The sequence below is a fragment of the Pseudomonas sp. PB3P13 genome (assembly GCF_054897735.1).
Window position 1 is genome coordinate 2751305 of the sequence record NZ_CM142702.1, and the last position, 19298, is coordinate 2770602.

Sequence of the window (19298 nt, forward strand, 5' to 3'; positions counted from 1 at the left end):
CCGTCCCGGAGGATCGGGCAGCAGGTTTACAGGGGCGCAGATGCGCGGTTTAGAATTGGTAGTTGACGCCTACGGTGAGCGAGCGCTCGGGCGCGGCTTGACGACCCCATGGGCTGGTGTCGATACCGCGGAAGTAGTACTCGCGGTTGAACAGGTTGCTGACGCCCACGGACGCGGTCAGAAGGCTTTCGTCCGCCAGCTTGAATTCACGCTCAAGGGCTGTGTTCCAGACCCAGTAGGCAGGCAGTTCGCCCACGCTGGCGGTGGCATCTTCCTCGCTGGAGTTGGCGGCATCGGTGTAAGCGCTGCTGATATACAGGCCGTCAAGGTTGTAGGTCCAGTGCTCGGCAAAACGGTAACGACCGTCGATCGTGAACTGATTGCGCGAGGAATACGGAACTTCGTTGCCCTTGAATGTGCCGTTGCGTTGCTTGGCATCGAGGTACGCAAAGCTGGCGTGCAGGTCCAGATCAGGTAGCGCTTGCGGCGTCCAGAAAATTTCGCTCTCGAAACCCTGGTGACGTGTGCTGCCAAGGTTATTGAAGCGGTCAGTCGTGGCGTTGTAACTGATCTGGTCGTCGAAATCGATGCGGTACAGATTGAAATCGACGCGCAGGCCGTCCCACGGGGTATAGCGCACGCCGGTCTCATAGTTCCACGCCAGTTCGGCGCCGACATCGCCTTCCTTGACGATCTGCGTGACTTGCGGTGGGCGCAGGGACTTCTGGGCGTTGGCGTAGAAGAACCAGGTGTCGGTCGCCTGATAACCCACCGTCAGGCCCGGCAGCCATTCTTCGGATTTGTTCTGGCGCGAGAAGCCGGTGATGCCGTCTGCGTAATCCATGCGGGCGTTTTCGTAACGCACGCCAGGGGTGATGATCAGGCGATGATCGAGCAGGCTGATGGCGTTGCTGAGGTAGAACGCGCGGGCGTCGTCATCGAACTTCCAGTCCCGGAATGGCGTCGTTCTGCCGGTAGCGACGCTCTGGCGGTTGACCTTGTAGTCGATGTCTTCGCTGACATATCGGGCGCCCAGCAACCAGGTCTGGCCAACCGTGTCGCCGTCGATGGTGGCACTGATGCGCGGCTCCGAGCCCCAGACTTTAAAGTCGCGTGGGCCGTCTTGTTTCGTCACCGCCGTACCGTCCGGAGTGAACGGCAGGCCGACGACGAAGTTGCGGTAGCTGTCGTGGGCGAAATTGGTCCAGCTGTATTCCACTGAGTCGAACGGCCCCATGGCGCCCAAGCGTTGGGTATAGGTGCCCCACACGCGATTGGTGTCGCCCTCGAAACGGTCCAGCGGACGCGTCGATTGCCGAGGATCATCCTTGTAATCCTTCACACTGAGTGCTCCGGCCAGATCCATATCGGCCTTGTAGTGCTGGATACCGAAGCTCAGATCGCGATCATCATCAATGTTCCACTGTCCACGCAGACGGTAGTTCTGAACATCGGTTTCGGAGTGCTCGCGGCCGTACTCGCCACCCAGGGTATTGATGTCCAGCTGCAGGCCGAAGTTGTCGGTCAGGTAACCGCCGGTGCCCAGATAGTTGTCCCACAACCGGCGCCCGCCAGCGTTGAACGTCAACTTCTCCTGCAGCGTGGTTTCCCACTCGCGCGGAATCGGCTTGCTGATGAAGTTGATCACCCCGCCAACGTTGTTCGGACCGTATTGCACCGCAGCGCCCCCACGCACGATATCAATACGGTCCACAGTGGCCATGGTCATTGGAAACAGCGACATACCCGTCTGGCCGTACGGCGCCAGTGCCAGCGGGATGCCATCTGACAACGCTTGAATCCGGCCGCTACGACTCTCGTACAGCCCGCGTACCGATATCTGCGGCAAGGCGCCGGTGCCGGTTTCGTCAAAAATCTTCACGCCCGGTACCCGTTGCAGCGCATCGTCCAGACCGCGCACGCTGGCTTTTTTCAGTTCGCTTGCGTCGACGACGCTGCGGCTGCCGGCATAGGTGCGCACCTCTTGATCGCTGGCCGTGCCGAGAACGTCACCCTGAATCGTGGTGGGTGCCAGTTCCAGGTTACTGGCGGGGCTGGTGGACACATCGACGGGTTGATCAGCGGCCATGGCACCGTGACAAATACTCAACGTGATAAGACTGAGTGAAAAATGCAGGGATTTTGTTGTTTTCATGTGGGCTACGTTGGCTCATCTTTACGGTTGGAGAGAATGCAGGCGGGCTTTCAGTGCGTTATGCAGCAAGCCGCGGTCTTCACCGGCCAGAAAACTTCGGACCCCGCGAGCGCGCCACAGCGTGTTCTGTTCGGGCGTGCGGGGATTTGCGCAGAAAGGTATTGCGGCGCGGAGGCAGGCATCGGCCATGTTTTGCAGTGTTTGCCAGACTTGAGGATTGAGCGGATCGGGTCCCAAGCCTAGATCGAGGGACAGGTCCAGAGCGCCTTCCATGATCATGCCGACGCCCCGCAGCTGCAGGATTTCGTCGAGAGCGTCGACCCCGGCGCGGCTTTCGATCATGGGAACAATTGGCGTCTGACGGTTGGCCAGATCAATGTATTCGGGTAATGGAAGGCGACCGAACCCGGTGATACGGCCGCCGGTGATTCCACGTTTCCCCAAGGGGGGAAAGAAGGCCGCTTCGATGGCGCGCTGAACTTGCGCAGCACTTTCGGTACGTGAAAGGACGATAGCTTCGATACCGGCATCCAGTGCCCGACCGATCAGTTTTTCGTCCACTTCTGGTATGCGCAGCCAGGGCGAAATACCAGCGGCCTCACACGCGCGGACACAATGCATGATGTCTTCTTCGGAGCGCAGTAAGTGCTCAAGATCCAGAATCACGAAGTTGTAGCCCGCGAATGCAAGCATTTCGCAGAGCATCGGTGACGGCAGAGAGTTGAGCAGGCCGTAGACGTTGTGCCCTGCGTGTAACCGGGAGAACACCGGAGAGGTTCGTATCACTGCGCTAATCCTTCAGGCTGGGTGGCGCTAATAGTAATCATTCCCAAACATAAGTAAACATTTTTAGTCAGCGATACGTGATATTCGCGATGGCCCTCATCAAGTGCGGTCTGTTCGATGGCCAGACGCTGATCTGTTCGCAAGGTCGGTGACCTTCAGAACCGCAACCCCATACCGCGCACGTACTGCCCGCTTGGCGTAAACGTGACAGCAAGGTGCGTAGGAAATGTTCCCGGTAGGCTGTCGAAAATTCCTCTTTGTAGTGATCCTGGGCACGTAGGGGCTAGGAAACGACATTTGAAATAACTCACTCTTGGATCCAAGGAACTGGGCGCAATACCTGTAGGCGCTCCATGACCTCTAAAAAGGAATTTATGTACTGCAGTTGGCTGTGTGTCGAGCCAGCTGGAGGTATAGGTTTCAGTCTTAATTTTCGCGCCAGAATTTGCCGGTGCGAGGTGTCTGGAGGGAGGGGTTATGGCTACAAACAGTTTTCAGAATGAAGTGCCCAAAGCGCGGATCAATATCAAGCTTGACCTCCATACCGGTGGTGCACAGAAGAAAGTCGAGTTACCCCTCAAACTGATGGTGATGGGTGACTACAGCAACGGCAGGGAGCAGCGCCCGCTCTCTGAACGAGCCAAGATAGACGTAAATAAAATCAACTTCGACAGTGTCCTGGGTGAGTTTGCGCCTGGCCTGAAACTCGCAGTCAACAACACCTTGTCCGATGAAGCGTCCGACACTTGTGTCGAACTCAGTTTTCAGAGCATGAACGACTTCGAGCCCGAGCAGGTTGCGCGGCAGATTCCGCAGCTACGCGCCTTGTTGGCCATGCGCAACCTGTTGCGTGATCTCAAATCCAACCTGTTGGATAACGTGACCTTCCGTCATGAGTTGGAGCGCATCCTCAAGGATGACGCGCTCAGTGATGAGCTTCGCGCCGAATTGGCTGCATTGGCGCCTGAGCGCGAACGTTAATTCACATCGGTTGTACTAAAGGGAAGTTCCATCATGTCCATAGAAAATTCCAGCGTGCAATCGCGCGGCGCCACAGTGTTGTCTGAAGATAACAGTAGTGTTTATAGCGCTTTGTTTAACAAGATCAATTTGAGTCCGGTTACTGAGTTGGGAGGTATCGAGGTTTTCCAGCACTCTGAGGCACTGTCGGAGGTGTCGGCCGATGAGCGGGTAACGGCTGCTGTCAGTGTGTTTCTGAAGTTGCTTAAACAGTCGCCGCAGAAAGTTGTACGCTTGGACAAAGTTCTACTGGACGAGCATATCGCTTCATTGGATCTGCAGATCAGCGGTCAACTCGATGCGGTCATGCACCATCCGGACTTTCAGCGCGTCGAGTCAACCTGGCGTGGCGTGAAGTCGCTGATCGATCAGACGGATTTTCGGCAGAACGTGCGCATAGAACTGCTGGATATCAGCAAGGCTCACCTGGTGCAGGACTTCGAGGACGCGCCGGAAATCGCCCAGAGCGGTTTATACCTGCAAACCTACACCCAGGAATACGACACCCCTGGCGGTGAGCCTATTGCTGCAGCCATCTCCAATTACGAATTTGATCGCAGTCCTCAGGACATTGCCTTGCTGCGCAACATTTCGAAAGTCGCCGCCGCAGCGCATATGCCGTTTGTGGGTTCAGTCGGCCCAGCCTTCTTCGGCAAAGAGTCCATGGAGCAAGTGGCTGCGATTAAAGATATCGGCAACTACTTTGACCGTGCGGAGTACATCAAATGGAAAGCATTCCGCGATAGCGACGATGCACGTTACATCGGGCTGACGATGCCACGCGTTCTGGGTCGCCTGCCTTATGGTCCCGACACCGTACCGGTACGCAGTTTCAATTACATCGAAAGTGTCAAAGGGCCGGATCACGGCAAGTACCTGTGGACCAATGCGTCGTTTGCGTTCGCCGCCAACATGGTCAAGAGCTTTATCACCAATGGCTGGTGTGTACAGATTCGTGGGCCGCAGTCGGGTGGCGCAGTCACCGGGTTGCCTATCCACTTGTACGACCTGGGCACCGGAAATCAAATCAAGATCCCGTCCGAAGTGATGATCCCGGAAACGCGCGAGTTCGAATTTGCCAACCTCGGCTTCATCCCTCTGTCGTATTACAAGAATCGCGACTATGCGTGTTTCTTTTCGGCCAACTCTGCGCAGAAGCCGGCGCTGTACGACACGGCCGATGCCACCGCCAATAGCCGAATCAACGCACGGCTGCCTTACGTCTTTCTGCTGTCACGCATCGCCCACTACCTGAAGCTGATCCAGCGCGAAAACATTGGCACCACCAAGGATCGCCGCTTGCTGGAGTTGGAACTCAACAAATGGATCGGCGGGCTGGTGACCGAGATGACCGATCCGGGCGATGACCTGCAAGCCTCACACCCACTGCGTGATGCAAAGGTCACAGTGGAAGACATTGAGGACAACCCCGGTTTCTTCCGCGTCAAGTTGTACGCCGTGCCGCACTTCCAGGTCGAGGGTATGGACGTGAACTTGTCGCTGGTTTCGCAGATGCCCAAGGCCAAAGCCTGATTCAGTCGTAGGGAAACGATGCCATGAAGATCGATCGCCCGCTATGGGCTGCCGGTGCGTTGCTGTCTCCGCAGCAATTCCAGCAACAGGCGCGCTGGGAGGACTGGGCCAACGAGCAGCTCGCTCATCTGAGCCTGGTACACCCTTGGGGTGTCCAGGCCGTGGAGTTCGACGCGGACGCATTGCGACTTGGCAAGCTCAAGGCGACTCAACTGCGTGTGCGTATGCCCGATGGCACCTGGATCGATACTGAGCAGGTGGACCGCCTGCCGCCCGCCGTGGACCTGCCGCCACTGCTGACCGGTGCGGATGATCACGCGATTCTGCAGTTGGCCTTGCCTCTGGAGCAGGCCAACGGCAACAACTGCCTGTTCGAAGGCGGGCGAGCCGATCGACCCATGCGTTATCGCCAGTCCTGGCGCGCAGTACAGGACATCTATGCTGACGAGGTGCAGTCGATCGGTGTGCTGGAGCACGCGCTAAGCCTGCGCCTGCACAGTGACGACAACGCCGATTACCTGACCTGTCCGGTCGCACGATTGAAGCGCGACGGGCAGGGCGCCTGGAGTCTCGATTCTGCCTACGTGCCGCCACTTCTGAGTTTTGCCGCCCATGCGGGGTTGTTAAACCAGTTGGACAACCTGTTGACGCAGCTATCCGCCAAGCGACAACGGCTGATGGGCATGCGCCGGGAAAGCAATCAGCGCATGGCCGACTTTGCCGTGGCCGATGTGTCGCTGTTCTGGCTGCTGAACGCCTTGAACACCTGTCAGCCGGTATTGGCGGATCTGTTGAACTTCCCGGTGCGACACCCTGAACAGGTCTACCAGCAGTTGATCAAGCTGGCTGGCAGCCTGCTGACGTTTTCACTGGAACACGACATGGACACGATCCCGGCCTACCGGCACGAGTCTTTGGAGACGGTGTTCCCGCCGTTGATGCGCACCATTTCCCTGTTGCTGGAAGCCAGTCTGCCGTCGCGAGTGATTGCTCTGGATCTGGAGGAGCGCGGGGCCAATCGCTGGCAGGTCACGCTGAATGACCCTCGCCTGCGCGAGCGTGAGGGTGCCGATTTCTATCTGTCGGTGCGTTGCCGTTTACCGGCCGCGCAGTTGCAGGACCAGTTCCCGCGCCTGTGCAAGATCGGGACGCCGGACGAAGTCGATTACCTGGTTAATGCGGCACTCGACGGCGTTCCGCTGCAGTCCCTCAGCCATGTACCGGCGGCTGTTCCGTTACGTCTGGAAAACCAGTATTTCGCGATGGATCTCGCTCACCCCAAGGGGCAGGCCATGCTGGACGAAGGGGTTTGCGCTTTCTATGTACCCGGCACGCTGGTCGATGTGAAGCTTGAATTGTTTGCGGTGCTGCGCTCATGAATCTGAATGCCTCCAGGGAGCACACCACAATGGCTGTGGATATTGATGAGCTGTTGCAGGACACCTACCTGTTGGTGGTCGAGTTGCGCCAGGGCGCCTCCGTGCCGCGCAGCCAGGACCTGTCGCAACTGTGTGTGGAGCATGTTGAGCACGTTCGGCAGCAGTTGAGACTGGCCGGCTTGAGCCAGCGCAACATAGACCACATCAGTCATGCGCAATGCGCGCTGCTCGACGAAACCGTGCTCACCTGCGCTAAAGGTGAGGCACATGCCGCCTGGGCCAGCGAACCGTTGCAGACCCGGTTTTTCAATCGCCATCAGGCGGGCGAGTTTCTGTACGAGGACATGCGCGAGGTCTTGCGCGAGGCAGCGCCGGACCTGCATGTGCTGACGGCGTTTCAGCGGGTATTGATGTTGGGCTTTCGCGGCCGCTACCGTGACCTTGGCGATCCCGAGCGTGAGCAGTTATTGGTGGCCCTTGGGGCACAGACTACGCCGCTCAAGGTCAGTCACGGCTTGATAACGCGGGCGGGCGGCAGTGAGCTGATTTCAGGCTTGGCCTGGCTGCGATCACCTTTGATCCATGCAGTGCTAGTGGGGCTGTTGCTTGCAGCCACATGGTGGGGATTGGATCACCTGTTGAGCGGCGCGATTGCCTCGCTCTTGCCTGATCAGGCGTGAAGGCGAGATGACCGTCAACCTGCATCGAATCCTTCTGCTGTGGGCGGGGGCGCTGGTCCTCGCTTTGCTGGTCATCATTCCGCTCGGCATGTGGATGCGAGCCTTCGGGGTATTGATCGCAGTCGGTTGTATTGCGCTGACCTGGGCCTTGTTGCAGCGCCGCGCAGTTCAACAGCGTGAGCGGGTCGAATTAGCCGATAACACGGTGCTGCCGGCGCCCGCGTTTCGTCACCCCGTGGTGTTGGTCTGCGGTGATGGTCTGGACGCGCTATTCGGCTCGATTCCGGCCGGGCAGTTGGCGCTGCGTGCGACCGAACAGGGTTGCTATGTGCGGATACCGAACCTGGAGCAACTGTGGGCCGTCACTGATGGCATCCGCGCGCTGCGCCCTGGCTGGGACGCGCAGCTCAGTGTGATGCTCACCGTCAACCCGGGCGAGCACAGCGACGGTGCGGTACTCGCCGGCCAGATGCGTGCTTTCAGTCATCAGGTGGCGCTGGCGCGTAAACGTGGCATTGCGTTGCCGCTGTTGCTGGTGAGTTATTTGCAAACTTCACAGGCTGAGCAGCCGTGGTTCAGCTGGAACAACGCCCAGCCTGATGCCCGTGTGCGTGACACGGGTGCTTGTGTGAGTCTGACTGAATGGCAGCAGCACGCTGCCGACGCCTCCCTGCAAGCGGCCCGGATGCACGCAAGCGTACAGCTGAGCAGTGTGATGGCCTGGGTGCGTCACGCTGTGCTGCCACATCTGGCGACTCCCAGCGCTCCCGGTTTGCCGACTGTCTGCGCAATAAAGCTGGTCCCGGCATTGCCTGCTGCCGTGAGGGGAAACCTGTGGCAGCAATGGTTGCGCAAGAAAGTGGCACTGACTGACAACAGACCTCTGGAGGCGGATGCGCCCCTGCCGTTCCCGGACGCTTTACTCAGCCTGCTCCCGCTCGGCCCGCTGCGCTCCCCGGTACAACGCGCAAGCGTCGCTGCGCTGTGGTTTTTCGCCGTTGCAGGTGTCGCGGCCCTCGCCAGCTCAGCCTGGCAGAACACCTTGTTGGTGCGCCAGGTCAGTGACGATCTAAGGCGATATGCGGCCATTCCCCAGCCAACCCAGCCTGGGCAGCGCGAGTTTCTTTGGCGCGAGGATGCCGTGACCGTTCTTCGTCAGGACGCCCGGCGCCTGGACAGCTATTACCGACACGGTGCGCCCTTGGCCTTCGGCTTGGGCCTGTACCGCGGCGAACGTCTGCGCGCGCCACTTTTGGCAGTCCTGGCCGCTCATGTAGAGCCGGCACCGGCCTCGGCATCTGTGCGGCGCGCCAGCCCGGTGCGGCTGGACAGCCTGTCGCTGTTCGCCACCGGCAGCGCCCGACTCAAGCCAGGCTCGACCAGAATCCTGATCAATGCACTGGTCGACATCAAGGCACAGCCGGGCTGGCTGATTGTGATCGCCGGGCATACCGACGCCACTGGCGATCCACAGAACAACCTGCGGTTATCCCATGCCCGCGCCGCTGCCGTACATGCCTGGATGCAGCAGATGGGCAGCATTCCCGAGAGCTGCTTTGCAGTACAGGGCTTTGGCGCCAGCCAACCGGTCGCCAGCAACGACACCGAAGCGGGGCGTGCAGTCAATCGCCGCGTCGATATCCGTCTGGTACCAGAGGCTGGGGCGTGTGCGCTCTCTACCTCGGGGCCAGAAAGGCAAACCCCTGTCGCAGCACGCGACATTTAGATTCTCAAGGAAAAGGAGCTTCACATGGCAATTCCCGTTTACCTCTGGCTGACAAACGACGGCGGCGCAGAAATCAAGGGTTCGGTGGACGTGCAAAAACGCGAAGGCAGCATCGAAGTGGTTGCCCAGGACCACAGCCTGTACATCCCCACCGATAACAACACCGGCAAGTTGACCGGTACGCGAGTCCACACCCCGTTTCTGTTCTCCAAGGAAATCGATGCGTCCAGCCCTTACCTCTACAAGGCGGTGACCACTGGCCAAACCCTCAAGAGTGCGGTGTTCAAGTGGTACCGCATCGACGATGCCGGGCATGAAGTCGAGTATTTCATCACCAAGCTGGAAAACGTCAAGGTGGTGAAAGTCGCGCCGAAAATGCACGACGTCAAAGACCCGGGCAAAGAGAAGCACAACCACCTCGAACAAATCGAGTTGCGTTACGAGAAGGTCACCTGGACCTACAAGGACGGCAACATCACCCACGCCGATTCGTGGAACGAGCGTCAAAGCGCGTGATACGCCTGGGCCAGCGGGCGGACTTTCGCCTGCTGGCCCACGGTGTGCCGGGTGAGCGTCCGTTCGCGGGCGTTCAGCCGAATACATCGAGTTGTAAAGCCCCGGCCGATTTTATCGACGACACCCCAAGATTCCCGAGCAAGGATCTACTGCATGGCACTCAATTCCACTCGCTTGCTTCGCCGTCTTAACCCCTACTGCGCCCAGGCGTTGAGTGCGGCGGCTTCACTGTGCCAAACCCGAGCGCACGCGCAGATCAGCATTGAGCATTGGTTGCTCAAGTTGCTGGAGGGAGGCGGTGATCTGACGGTGATCGCGCGTCGTTACGAGTGGAATATGGAGACGCTGTGGTGCGGGCTGCTTGAACACATCGATCAATTGCCACGCAGTGTGCAGAGCAAGCCACAACTGTCGTCGCCGTTGCAGCAACTGATCAAAAGCGCCTGGTTGCGCGCCTCGCTGGACGAAAACAACGACAGCCTGCGCTCTGTCCATTTGCTGGGCGCATTGATGGACACGCCTGGCATGCTGGCGTGTGAGGCGGCATGGCCATTGCTCAGTCTCAGTGACGCTCAGTTGCAGCGATTGATGGTGCTGCTGGATCAGACCTCCGAGGAACGCCCCGAGGTGCAGGCTTCAGCGACCGACAGCCTCGAATCTTCTTCCGAGTTGCTCGCCACATTCCCATCCAGTGCAATGACGAAAGATGATGCGTTGCAGGCGGTGCTGGACAGATTCACCCAGGACCTGACCGCCAAAGCAGCACAAGGGACGATCGACCCGGTATTTGGTCGTGATGATGAAATTCGTCAGGTCATCGATATCCTCAGTCGCCGGCGCAAGAACAATCCACTCCTGGTGGGCGAGCCCGGCGTCGGCAAAACGGCCCTGGTCGAAGGCCTGGCGTTGAATATCGCCCAAGGCAAAGTGCCGGACAGTCTCAAATCGGTCAGCGTGCGCACCCTCGACCTGGGGTTGTTGCAAGCCGGGGCAGGGGTCAAGGGCGAGTTCGAACAACGTCTGAAAAACGTGATCGACGCCGTGCAGCGGTCGGAAAAACCGGTGCTTTTGTTTATCGATGAGGCCCACACCCTGATCGGCGCCGGCAACCAGGCTGGCAGTGCTGACGCTGCCAATCTGCTCAAGCCTGCTTTGGCCCGTGGCGAGTTACGTACCATCGCCGCGACCACCTGGAGCGAGTACAAGCAGTACTTCGAACGAGACGCGGCCCTGGAAAGGCGCTTCCAGTTGGTCAAGGTGGATGAGCCGGATGACGCCAATGCCAGCCTGATGCTGCGTGGCCTCAAAGGACGCTACGCCGCCCATCACGGCGTCCACATTCAGGATGCGGCCGTGCAGGCAGCGGTCAGCCTGTCACGGCGCTACCTCACCGGTCGCCAACTGCCGGATAAAGCCGTCGACCTGCTGGACACCGCCAGTGCCCGGGTTCGCATGAGCCTGGACTGCGAACCGCAGATATTGATCCGCCTGCGTGCTCGGCAAGCAGCCTTGGAACTGGAGGGCGCGGCGCTGCAGCAGGATCAGTGTCTTGGCAGCCAAGGCGCCGATGAGCGTCTGGCAGCGATTGCCGCACAGCATGCCGAAATTCAACGCCAATCCGTCGATCTTGAACAGCAATATCGACGAGAGCTTGGTCTGACCCAACAGCTGATTGATGCGCGTCAGGCGCAGCCACCGCAACGGGAAAAGTGTGCGCAGTTGCAGCGGCAGCTGAGCGATGTCCAAGGCAACCAGCCGCTCCTGTCTCTGGATGTCGACGCGCGCAGCGTGGCCGAAGTCATTGCCGATTGGACCGGGGTGCCACTGGGCAGTTTACTCAAAGACGAACAGGCCAGCCTGCTGAGGTTGGAGCAGCAACTGGGCGAGCGCGTTATCGGGCAGACGCCGGCCCTGAGTGCCATGGCCCAGCGCTTGCGCGCCGCCAAAACCGGGCTTACAGATGACAAGGCTCCGCTGGGCGTATTCCTGCTGGTCGGCACCAGCGGCGTCGGCAAAACCGAAACGGCCCTGGCCCTGGCCGACAGCCTGTTCGGTGGCGAAAAATCGCTGATCACCCTCAACTTTTCCGAGTACCAGGAAGCCCACTCCGTCAGCCAGCTCAAAGGTTCGCCGCCCGGCTATGTCGGTTACGGCCAGGGTGGCGTGCTTACCGAAGCCGTGCGCCAACGGCCCTACAGCGTGGTGTTGCTCGACGAGGTGGAAAAGGCCCATCGCGACGTCCTCGATCTGTTCTACCAGGTCTTTGACCGCGGTTTCATGCGCGATGGCGAAGGGCGCGAAATCGACTTTCGCAATACCGTCATCCTCATGACCTCCAACCTCGGCAGCGATCTGCTGCACACCTGTGTGCAGGAGCAACCTGACGCATCGGACAGCGTGCTGCACGAACTGCTGCGGCCGATCCTGCGCGAGCACTTCCAACCGGCATTGCTCGCCCGTTTCCAGACCCTGATCTATCGCCCACTACAGGCCGACGCGCTCAAGCGCATTGTGGCGATCAAGCTAGGCCAGGTGGTCAAACGGCTGCACCGTCATTACGGCCTGGAGTGCCAGATTGACAACGCACTGAGCGATGCTCTGGTTGCCGCCTGCCTGCTGCCCGATTCCGGCGCGCGCAACATCGACAGCCTGCTCAACGAACAGATCTTGCCGGTACTCAGCCAGCAACTGCTGGAGCGTCGAGCGGCGAAGCAGCGTATCCATGGCGTGTTCCTGGGCTACAGCGACGATGGAGGCATCAGCCTGCATTTCACCGATGTTCAAGAGACGGCTCAGCCCGTCGCTTTGGAGGCGTGAGCATGTCTGGCCGAATGCAGAACTTCTTCGACCACAGCCGCCACACCCTGAACGTACGCGACGTGGAGGCGCGGCTTGACGTGTTGGCCTTCGAAGGCCAAGAAAACCTCAGCCAACCGTTCAACTACCGCGTGGAATTCACCAGCACCGAGCGTGACCTGGCCGCAGAAAGCATGCTGGGCCAGGACGCCAGTTTCAGCCTGTACGCCGCGCCGCAAAAGCTGCCAGTCGCCGGGCTCGGTGCACCGGCGGTCAAACCGCTGCGCACCCTGCATGGTGTGATCACCGGCTTCAAACGCCAGTCCGGCTCCAACGACCAGGCCAGCTATGAGATCACCTTGCAGCCGCGTCTGGCCCTGCTCGGTCGCGGCCAGCAGTTTCGCATCTACCAGCATCAATCGGTGCCGGAAATCGTCGAAAGCATTCTGCGTAACCGCCACGGCTTCGAAGGCCAGGACTTCCTGTTCAGCCTGAAACGCGTCTACCCCGAGCGCGAACAGGTCATGCAATACGGCGAAAGCGACCTGGCCTTTATTGCTCGTCTGCTGGCCGAGGTGGGCATCTGGTACCGCTTCACCAGCGACGAACGCCTGGGCATCGATGTGGTGGAGTTTTGCGATGATCAACGCCTCTACCACTTCAACATCGAGCTGCCCATTCGCCCGCAATCCGGGCTGGGCAGCAGTGGACAGGATGCGGTGTGGCAACTGCAATCGAGCCATGAGGTAGTCGAACAACAGGTGCATTTTCGGGCTTACCACCACCGCGATGCCAGCGCCCACCTGAGCGGAGAGATCGACCAGAGCCGGGGCGCGACCACCACCTACGGCGAGGCCTACCACTACGCCGAACCCTACCGCGCACTCGGCGATGCGCAGTCTCAGGATGAAGACCTGCACAGCGAAAGCGGCTACTTCTACGCCCGCCTGCGCCACGAACGTTATCTGAACGGGCAGACCCAACTCAGCGGCATCAGCAGCAGTGCCACCCTGGCACCGGGCCAGGTGCTCAAGGTTTGCGGCGGCGCGCCTCAGGCCTTCACGCCCGGTGCGGTGATCACCGGCCTGACCACCACGGCCGCCCGCGACCGCAGCTTTGAGGCAACCTTCCAGGCCATGCCCTATTCAGAAACCGTGTGCTTTCGCCCGACATTGAAGGACAAACCGCAAATCGCCGGCACCGTCCCGGCGCGCGTCACCAGCCCACAAACCAACGACCCCTACGCGCATATCGATCTGGAGGGGCGCTATCGGGTGAATTTCCTGTTCGATCGCGACAGCTGGAAAGCTGGCGAAGAAAGCGTCTGGCTGCGTCTGGCCCGGCCCTACGCCGGCGACACCCATGGCCTGCATTTACCGCTGATTGCCGGCACCGAAGTGGCCGTGGCCTTTGAACAGGGCGACCCGGACCGCCCCTACATCGCCCATGCCCTGCACGACAGCCAGCATGTCGACCACGTGACCCTGCGCAACGACAAGCGCAACGTGCTGCGCACCCCGGCCAACAACAAACTGCGCATGGACGACACCCGCGGGCAGGAGCACATCAAGCTCAGTACGGAGCACGGTGGCAAGAGTCAGCTTAACCTTGGGCATTTGGTGGATGCGCAGAAGCAGAGACGCGGTGAAGGCTTTGAACTGCGCACTGATGGCTGGGGTGCGATTCGTGCAGGTAACGGTATTTTCGTCAGCGCAGACGGGCAGCCCAAGGCTCAGGGTCAAGTGCTCGAGATGGACACCGCCCTGGATCGTTTGCAGCAGGCAGGCGAGCAGTTGCAAAAAATCTCCTCTGATGCCCAAGCGAGTGAGGCAGATCCCGCCGACGTACAAGCGCAACTGAATCTGCTCAGGCAAGACCTGCAACAACTCCAATCTTCAGTGTTACTACTCAGCGCCCCACAGGGCATAGCGCTCACCAGCGGCAAGCATCTGCAACTGGCGGCGCAGAACAACGTGATGATCAACGCCGGTGGTGAAGCCGACATCAGCGTGGTCAAGCGCCTGTTCATGGGGGTGGGGCAGGGGTTGAGCTTGTTCGTGCGCAAATTGGGTATCAAGCTGATCGCCAACCAGGGGCCGGTGAGTGTCCAGGCACAGAATGGCAAGCTGGAATTGCTGGCTCGCCATGGCCTGAACATTACCAGCAGCGAAGACGAGATCCGCATCACCGCCAAGAAAAAGATCACCCTCAATGCTGGCGGCAGCTACATCACACTCGACCCGTGCAGCATCGAATCAGGCACGGCAGGTGACTACAACATCAAGTCCGCGCACTTTGAGTACTTCCCGAACAAAGCCACGCTGGCTGCAGGCATCGCAACGCTACCGGCGATCATCGACCCACCGCTCGAATTCCACGAGCAGTTCCGGATATTCGCCAGCGATGATGAACAGGTACTGGCCGGTACGCCCTACAAGATCACCGCAGCCTCTGGACAGGTTTGGAGAGGAACCACTGACAGCCAGGGTTTCACCCAGCGCGTTTACACCGCGGCGCCTGAAAAGCTCTCGCTGAGCTACGGCATGGAAGAAGAGGAAGAAGAGGAAGAACTCGACGGCATTACTTTGCGTCTGGGCCTATTCTTCGATGGCACCGGCAACAATCAGGCTAACTCGGCAGCCACTGAGCAATGCCGTCGTGAAGACCTGACACTGTTCGACCGCAACGAACTGGCAAGCATCATCCAACAGTGCAAACGGTACGGTTTTGGTGAGTTCGACGGTACCGGCTTCAACGGAGCACCGGATAATAGTTACGGCAATGCGCCTACTAATGTGGTGCATCTGTCGAGGTTGTATCCCGATCATGCCTCCGACGGCGTCCCTACCGGAGCTGAAATCGGCTATGTTCCTGTTTATCTAGAGGGCATCGGCACCCGCAGTGGCGCTAAAGACTCGCTTTACGGTCAGGGGCTGGGGAGAGGTGAAACCGGAGTTGTGGCGCGGGTTGAGCAGGCGCCGGGCGCAGTAATTGAGCGACTTCGTGACTTTACAGCGGCCAACCCTGGCACCTCTATTCGCCGCATAGAGTTCGATATCTTCGGTTTCAGTCGCGGTGCCGCTGCGGCACGGCACTGTGCCAACGAACTACTTAAACCCGGTCTGGGTCTGTTCGGCGAAGTGCTGCAAGGCGGACGATTTGGCTTACTGGCGAGCTTCGACCCGGTGGTGGACGTCAAGCTTAACCTGATCGGCCTGTTCGACACCGTTGCGGCTATTGTGGACATTGCGCGCGGCGATCTAACCCCAACGGATGCCAATAACCCGGGGGTCAATCTGTATCTGCCACCTGGCTGTGCACGCCAGGTTATCCAGTTGCACGCTCGCGACGAACACCGCCTCAATTTTGCGCTCAACAGCGTGCTGCACGGTCACCAGCAAATCAGCTTGCCCGGCGTCCACTCCGACATTGGTGGGGGTTACTTGCCTCGTGCTCGTGAACGAGTCTGGTTGACTCGGCCACGTAGAATTACCCTGCCGGTCCACCGTCCTGTGGAGGCGCATCCGTTGTGGGTGCAAGCCCGTGCACAAATGTTGGCCCTGCGCGCCAGTGGTTTGGCCGGCGATGGCAGCATTGGTATCAAAACCTGGCCGATACCCCGGCCACCGCGCGACAGTGGAGAGCACAGCGAGCAGGACCACTTGTTGACGATTGAGCTTGAGCGGCCAGTGCGCGGCGAGTTGGCCTTGATTGGCCTGCGTTTGATGCGTGAGCTAGGCGTACGCCATGGTGTGCCTTTCAAGAACCTAGAAGCACGACCTGACTTGGCCCTTCCAGAGGAGCTGCAATCTATCGCCGCGCACATCCTGGATCAGGCATTGGGAGGTACTGAAGTCAGCCTCGACCCTGACCAAGAGCGTTTGCTGCGTGGCCGCTATATCCACCAGTCCGCCCACTGGACGCCCAGTAAGGGTTTTATGATCAACAAACCAGCGCCGGATAACGCCCGTAATGTTTATCCCAACCTGCCACAGAAGGGTTACCCCCAATGAAGCGTCTAATCCTGGTGGTCGGTCTGCTATTTAGCTTGTGTGCCTGTGCCAGCGGGCCAAAACCACCCGCTCCGCCCAAGTTGCCTTACGGCAGTTGGTACGTAGGTCTGGCCGCCCCGCGTTATATGGAGGTTTGGGTTGAGACCGTAGATGTGCTCGACCAGCGTGGGTTGGCGTTTTTCGATGTACATGGCGGTGTCGCCGGTTACACCCGCCAACCAGAAGGCTGGCACAAAGGCGGAGGGAAAATGATGCCAGTAAGCAACGTCGACTTGCCGGAACGGCTCTTTCTGCGTTGGCAATCGCTGGTGGAGCCGCAGGCCTACAGGATCAGAATCCCGATCCCGCAATGGGTGCGCGATGAAATGGTCAAGCCGGAACGGGTGTTTTGCGCAGCGGACCAAGAAAACGTAACGCTTTATCGCAACAGAATAACCCTTGGCATGGCCCCTGGTGGCATCGTCAAGGTTTGGGTTGGGGCTGGCTGTCTTGGGTACAAGGAGGTTGGGCGCTTTCAGGCTGAAATCGAGGCTCTCGGACCGTATAGAGGCAAAAGCAAGGGGAAATATATTCCGATAGAACCCGAGAACAAAGCTTATATCGACCAGCACGGTATTCCCTATGGCACCTGGTAAGCGCGCGCAGCGTCTATCCCAACCTGCCACAGAAGGGTTACCCCCAATGAAGCGTCTAATCCTGGTGGTCGGTCTGCTATTCAGCTTGTGTGCCTGTGCCAGCGGGCCAAAACCACCCGCTCCGCCCAAGTTGCCTTACGGCAGTTGGTACGTAGGTCTGGCCGCCCCGCGTTATATGGAGGTTTGGGTTGAAACCGTGGATGTGCTCGACCAGCGTGGGTTGGCGTTTTTCGATGTACATGGCGGTGTCGCCGGTTACACCCGCCAACCAGAAGGCTGGCACAAAGGCGGAGGGAAAATGATGCCAGTAAGCAACGTCGACTTGCCGGAACGGCTCTTTCTGCGTTGGCAATCGCTGGTGGAGCCGCAGGCCTACAGGATCAGAATCCCGATCCCGCAATGGGTGCGCGATGAAATGGTCAAGCCGGAACGGGTGTTTTGCGCAGGGGACCAAGAAAACGTAACGCTTTATCGCAATAGAATAACCCTTGGCATGGCCCCTGGTGGCATCGTCAAGGTTTGGGTTGGGGCTGGCTGTCTTGGGTACAAGGAGGTTGGGCGTTTTCAGGCGGAGATTGAGCCGCGAGGGCCCCATCTGAACGACAACGGTATTTATTACCGAGCGCCGAAGCCTGAGGCTCAAGCCTATATCGACCAGCACGGTATTCCCTATGGCACTTGGTAAGCGCGCGCAGCGTCTATCCCAACCTGCCACAGAAGGGTTACCCCCAATGAAGCGTCTAATCCTGGTGGTCGGTCTGCTATTCAGCTTGTGTGCCTGTGCCAGCGGGCCAAAACCACCCGCTCCGCCCAAGTTGCCTTACGGCAGTTGGTACGTAGGTCTGGCCGCCCCGCGTTATATGGAGGTTTGGGTTGAGACCGTGGATGTGCTCGACCAGCGTGGGTTGGCGTTCTTTCGCGTACATGGCGGGGTAGCCGGCTACACCCGCAAGCCAGAAGGTTGGCACAAGGGAGGCGGGGCGATGAAACCAGTCAACAACGTTGACCTGCCGGAACGGCTCTTTCTGCGTTGGCAATCGCTCGTGGAGCCGCAGGCCTACAGGATCAGAATCCCGATCCCGCAATGGGTGCGCGATGAAATGGTCAAGCCGGAGCGGGTTTTTTGCGCAGCGGACCAAGAAAACGTAACGCTTTATCGCAACAGAATAACCCTTGGCATGGCCCCTGGTGGCATCGTCAAGGTTTGGGTTGGGGCTGGCTGTCTTGGGTACAAGGAGGTTGGGCGCTTTCAGGCCGAAATCGAGGCTCTCGGACCGTATAGAGGCAAAAGCAAGGGGAAATATATTCCGATAGAACCCGAGAACAAAGCTTATATCGACCAGCACGGTATTCCCTATGGCACTTGGTAAGCGCGCGCAGCGTCTATCCCAACCTGCCACAGAAGGGTTACCCCCAATGAAGCGTCTAATCCTGGTGGTCGGTCTGCTATTCAGCTTGTGTGCCTGTGCCAGCGGACCTAAACCACCCGCCCCACCCAAGTTGCCTTACGGCAGTTGGTACGTAGGTCTGGCCGCCCCGCGTTATATGGAGGTCTGGGTTGAGACCGTGGATGTGCTCGACCAGCGTGGGTTGGCGTTCTTTCGCGTACATGGCGGGGTAGCCGGCTACACCCGCAAGCCAGAGGGTTGGCACAAGGGAGGCGGGGCGATGAAACCAGTCAACAACGTTGACCTGCCGGAACGGCTCTTTCTGCGTTGGCAATCGCTGGTGGAGCCGCAGGCCTACAGGATCAGAATCCCGATCCCGCAATGGGTGCGCGATGAAATGGTCAAGCCGGAACGGGTGTTTTGCCAAGGCTCCAAAGAATGGAGGGACGACTATCGAGACTCGATCACCTTAGGCATGGCCCCCGGTGGGATCGTCAAGGTCTGGGTGGGAGGGGCTTGCCTAGGTTTCAAGGAGGTTGGGCGTTTTCAGGCGGAGATTGAGCCGCGAGGGCCCCATCTGAACGACAACGGTATTTATTACCGAGCGCCGAAGCCTGAGGCTCAAGCCTATATCGACCAGCACGGTATTCCCTATGGCACCTGGTAAGCGC

General features: G+C 59.3%; 13 protein-coding genes and 1 pseudogene. 12 read left to right on the top strand and 2 right to left on the bottom strand.

The window, feature by feature from the left end:
- Window positions 1-49: 49 nt before the first annotated feature.
- Window positions 50-2155: a TonB-dependent receptor family protein gene (locus ACYZT1_RS12795; protein WP_462015093.1), complete on the bottom strand. Its 2106-nt coding sequence runs from the start codon at window positions 2153-2155 to the stop codon at window positions 50-52.
- Window positions 2156-2176: 21 nt separating this feature from the next.
- Window positions 2177-2941, bottom strand: a complete 765-nt coding sequence (locus ACYZT1_RS12800) for an HpcH/HpaI aldolase family protein (RefSeq protein ID WP_462015094.1) — start codon at window positions 2939-2941, stop codon at window positions 2177-2179.
- A 477-nt stretch (window positions 2942-3418) separates the two neighbouring features.
- Here ACYZT1_RS12800 and tssB point away from each other — a divergent pair, with 477 nt between their 5' ends.
- The 12 genes and pseudogenes from tssB to ACYZT1_RS12860 all read left to right on the top strand — a co-directional run bounded on the left by tssB (window position 3419) and on the right by ACYZT1_RS12860 (window position 19294).
- On the top strand, window positions 3419-3922 hold the full coding sequence (gene tssB / locus ACYZT1_RS12805) for a type VI secretion system contractile sheath small subunit (RefSeq protein WP_462015095.1): 504 nt from the start codon (window positions 3419-3421) through the stop codon (window positions 3920-3922).
- 33 nt (window positions 3923-3955) lie between these two features.
- A complete protein-coding gene (gene tssC, locus ACYZT1_RS12810) occupies window positions 3956-5494 on the top strand; it encodes a type VI secretion system contractile sheath large subunit (protein WP_462015096.1) in 1539 nt (512 codons plus the stop codon).
- Window positions 5495-5517: 23 nt separating this feature from the next.
- Window positions 5518-6873, top strand: a complete 1356-nt coding sequence (gene tssK, locus ACYZT1_RS12815) for a type VI secretion system baseplate subunit TssK (RefSeq protein WP_462015097.1) — start codon at window positions 5518-5520, stop codon at window positions 6871-6873.
- Window positions 6870-7553 carry a type VI secretion system protein TssL, short form gene (gene tssL / locus ACYZT1_RS12820; RefSeq protein ID WP_462015098.1) on the top strand — a complete coding sequence of 228 codons (684 nt, stop codon included), beginning with the start codon at window positions 6870-6872 and terminating at the stop codon, window positions 7551-7553. Before tssK ends, tssL begins: the two co-directional genes overlap by 4 nt.
- A 7-nt stretch (window positions 7554-7560) precedes the next feature.
- Window positions 7561-9279, top strand: a complete 1719-nt coding sequence (locus ACYZT1_RS12825) for an OmpA family protein (protein ID WP_462015099.1) — start codon at window positions 7561-7563, stop codon at window positions 9277-9279.
- 24 nt (window positions 9280-9303) lie between these two features.
- On the top strand, window positions 9304-9795 hold the full coding sequence (locus ACYZT1_RS12830) for an Hcp family type VI secretion system effector (protein ID WP_462015100.1): 492 nt from the start codon (window positions 9304-9306) through the stop codon (window positions 9793-9795).
- A 153-nt stretch (window positions 9796-9948) separates the two neighbouring features.
- Window positions 9949-12612, top strand: a complete 2664-nt coding sequence (gene tssH, locus ACYZT1_RS12835; RefSeq protein WP_462015101.1) for a type VI secretion system ATPase TssH — start codon at window positions 9949-9951, stop codon at window positions 12610-12612.
- A 2-nt stretch (window positions 12613-12614) separates the two neighbouring features.
- Window positions 12615-14894 (top strand): annotated as a pseudogene (locus tag ACYZT1_RS12840) (type VI secretion system Vgr family protein); the annotation flags it as partial.
- Window positions 14895-16600: 1706 nt separating this feature from the next.
- Window positions 16601-17239, top strand: a complete 639-nt coding sequence (locus ACYZT1_RS12845; protein ID WP_462015102.1) for a DUF2931 family protein — start codon at window positions 16601-16603, stop codon at window positions 17237-17239.
- A gap of 46 nt (window positions 17240-17285) precedes the next feature.
- Window positions 17286-17924 carry a DUF2931 family protein gene (locus tag ACYZT1_RS12850; RefSeq protein ID WP_462015103.1) on the top strand — a complete coding sequence of 213 codons (639 nt, stop codon included), beginning with the start codon at window positions 17286-17288 and terminating at the stop codon, window positions 17922-17924.
- Between the two features lie 46 nt (window positions 17925-17970).
- Window positions 17971-18609 carry a DUF2931 family protein gene (locus ACYZT1_RS12855; protein ID WP_462015104.1) on the top strand — a complete coding sequence of 213 codons (639 nt, stop codon included), beginning with the start codon at window positions 17971-17973 and terminating at the stop codon, window positions 18607-18609.
- A gap of 46 nt (window positions 18610-18655) precedes the next feature.
- Window positions 18656-19294, top strand: coding sequence for a DUF2931 family protein (locus ACYZT1_RS12860; protein WP_462015105.1), 639 nt, complete (start codon window positions 18656-18658; stop codon window positions 19292-19294).
- The last annotated feature ends 4 nt before the right edge of the window (window positions 19295-19298 follow it).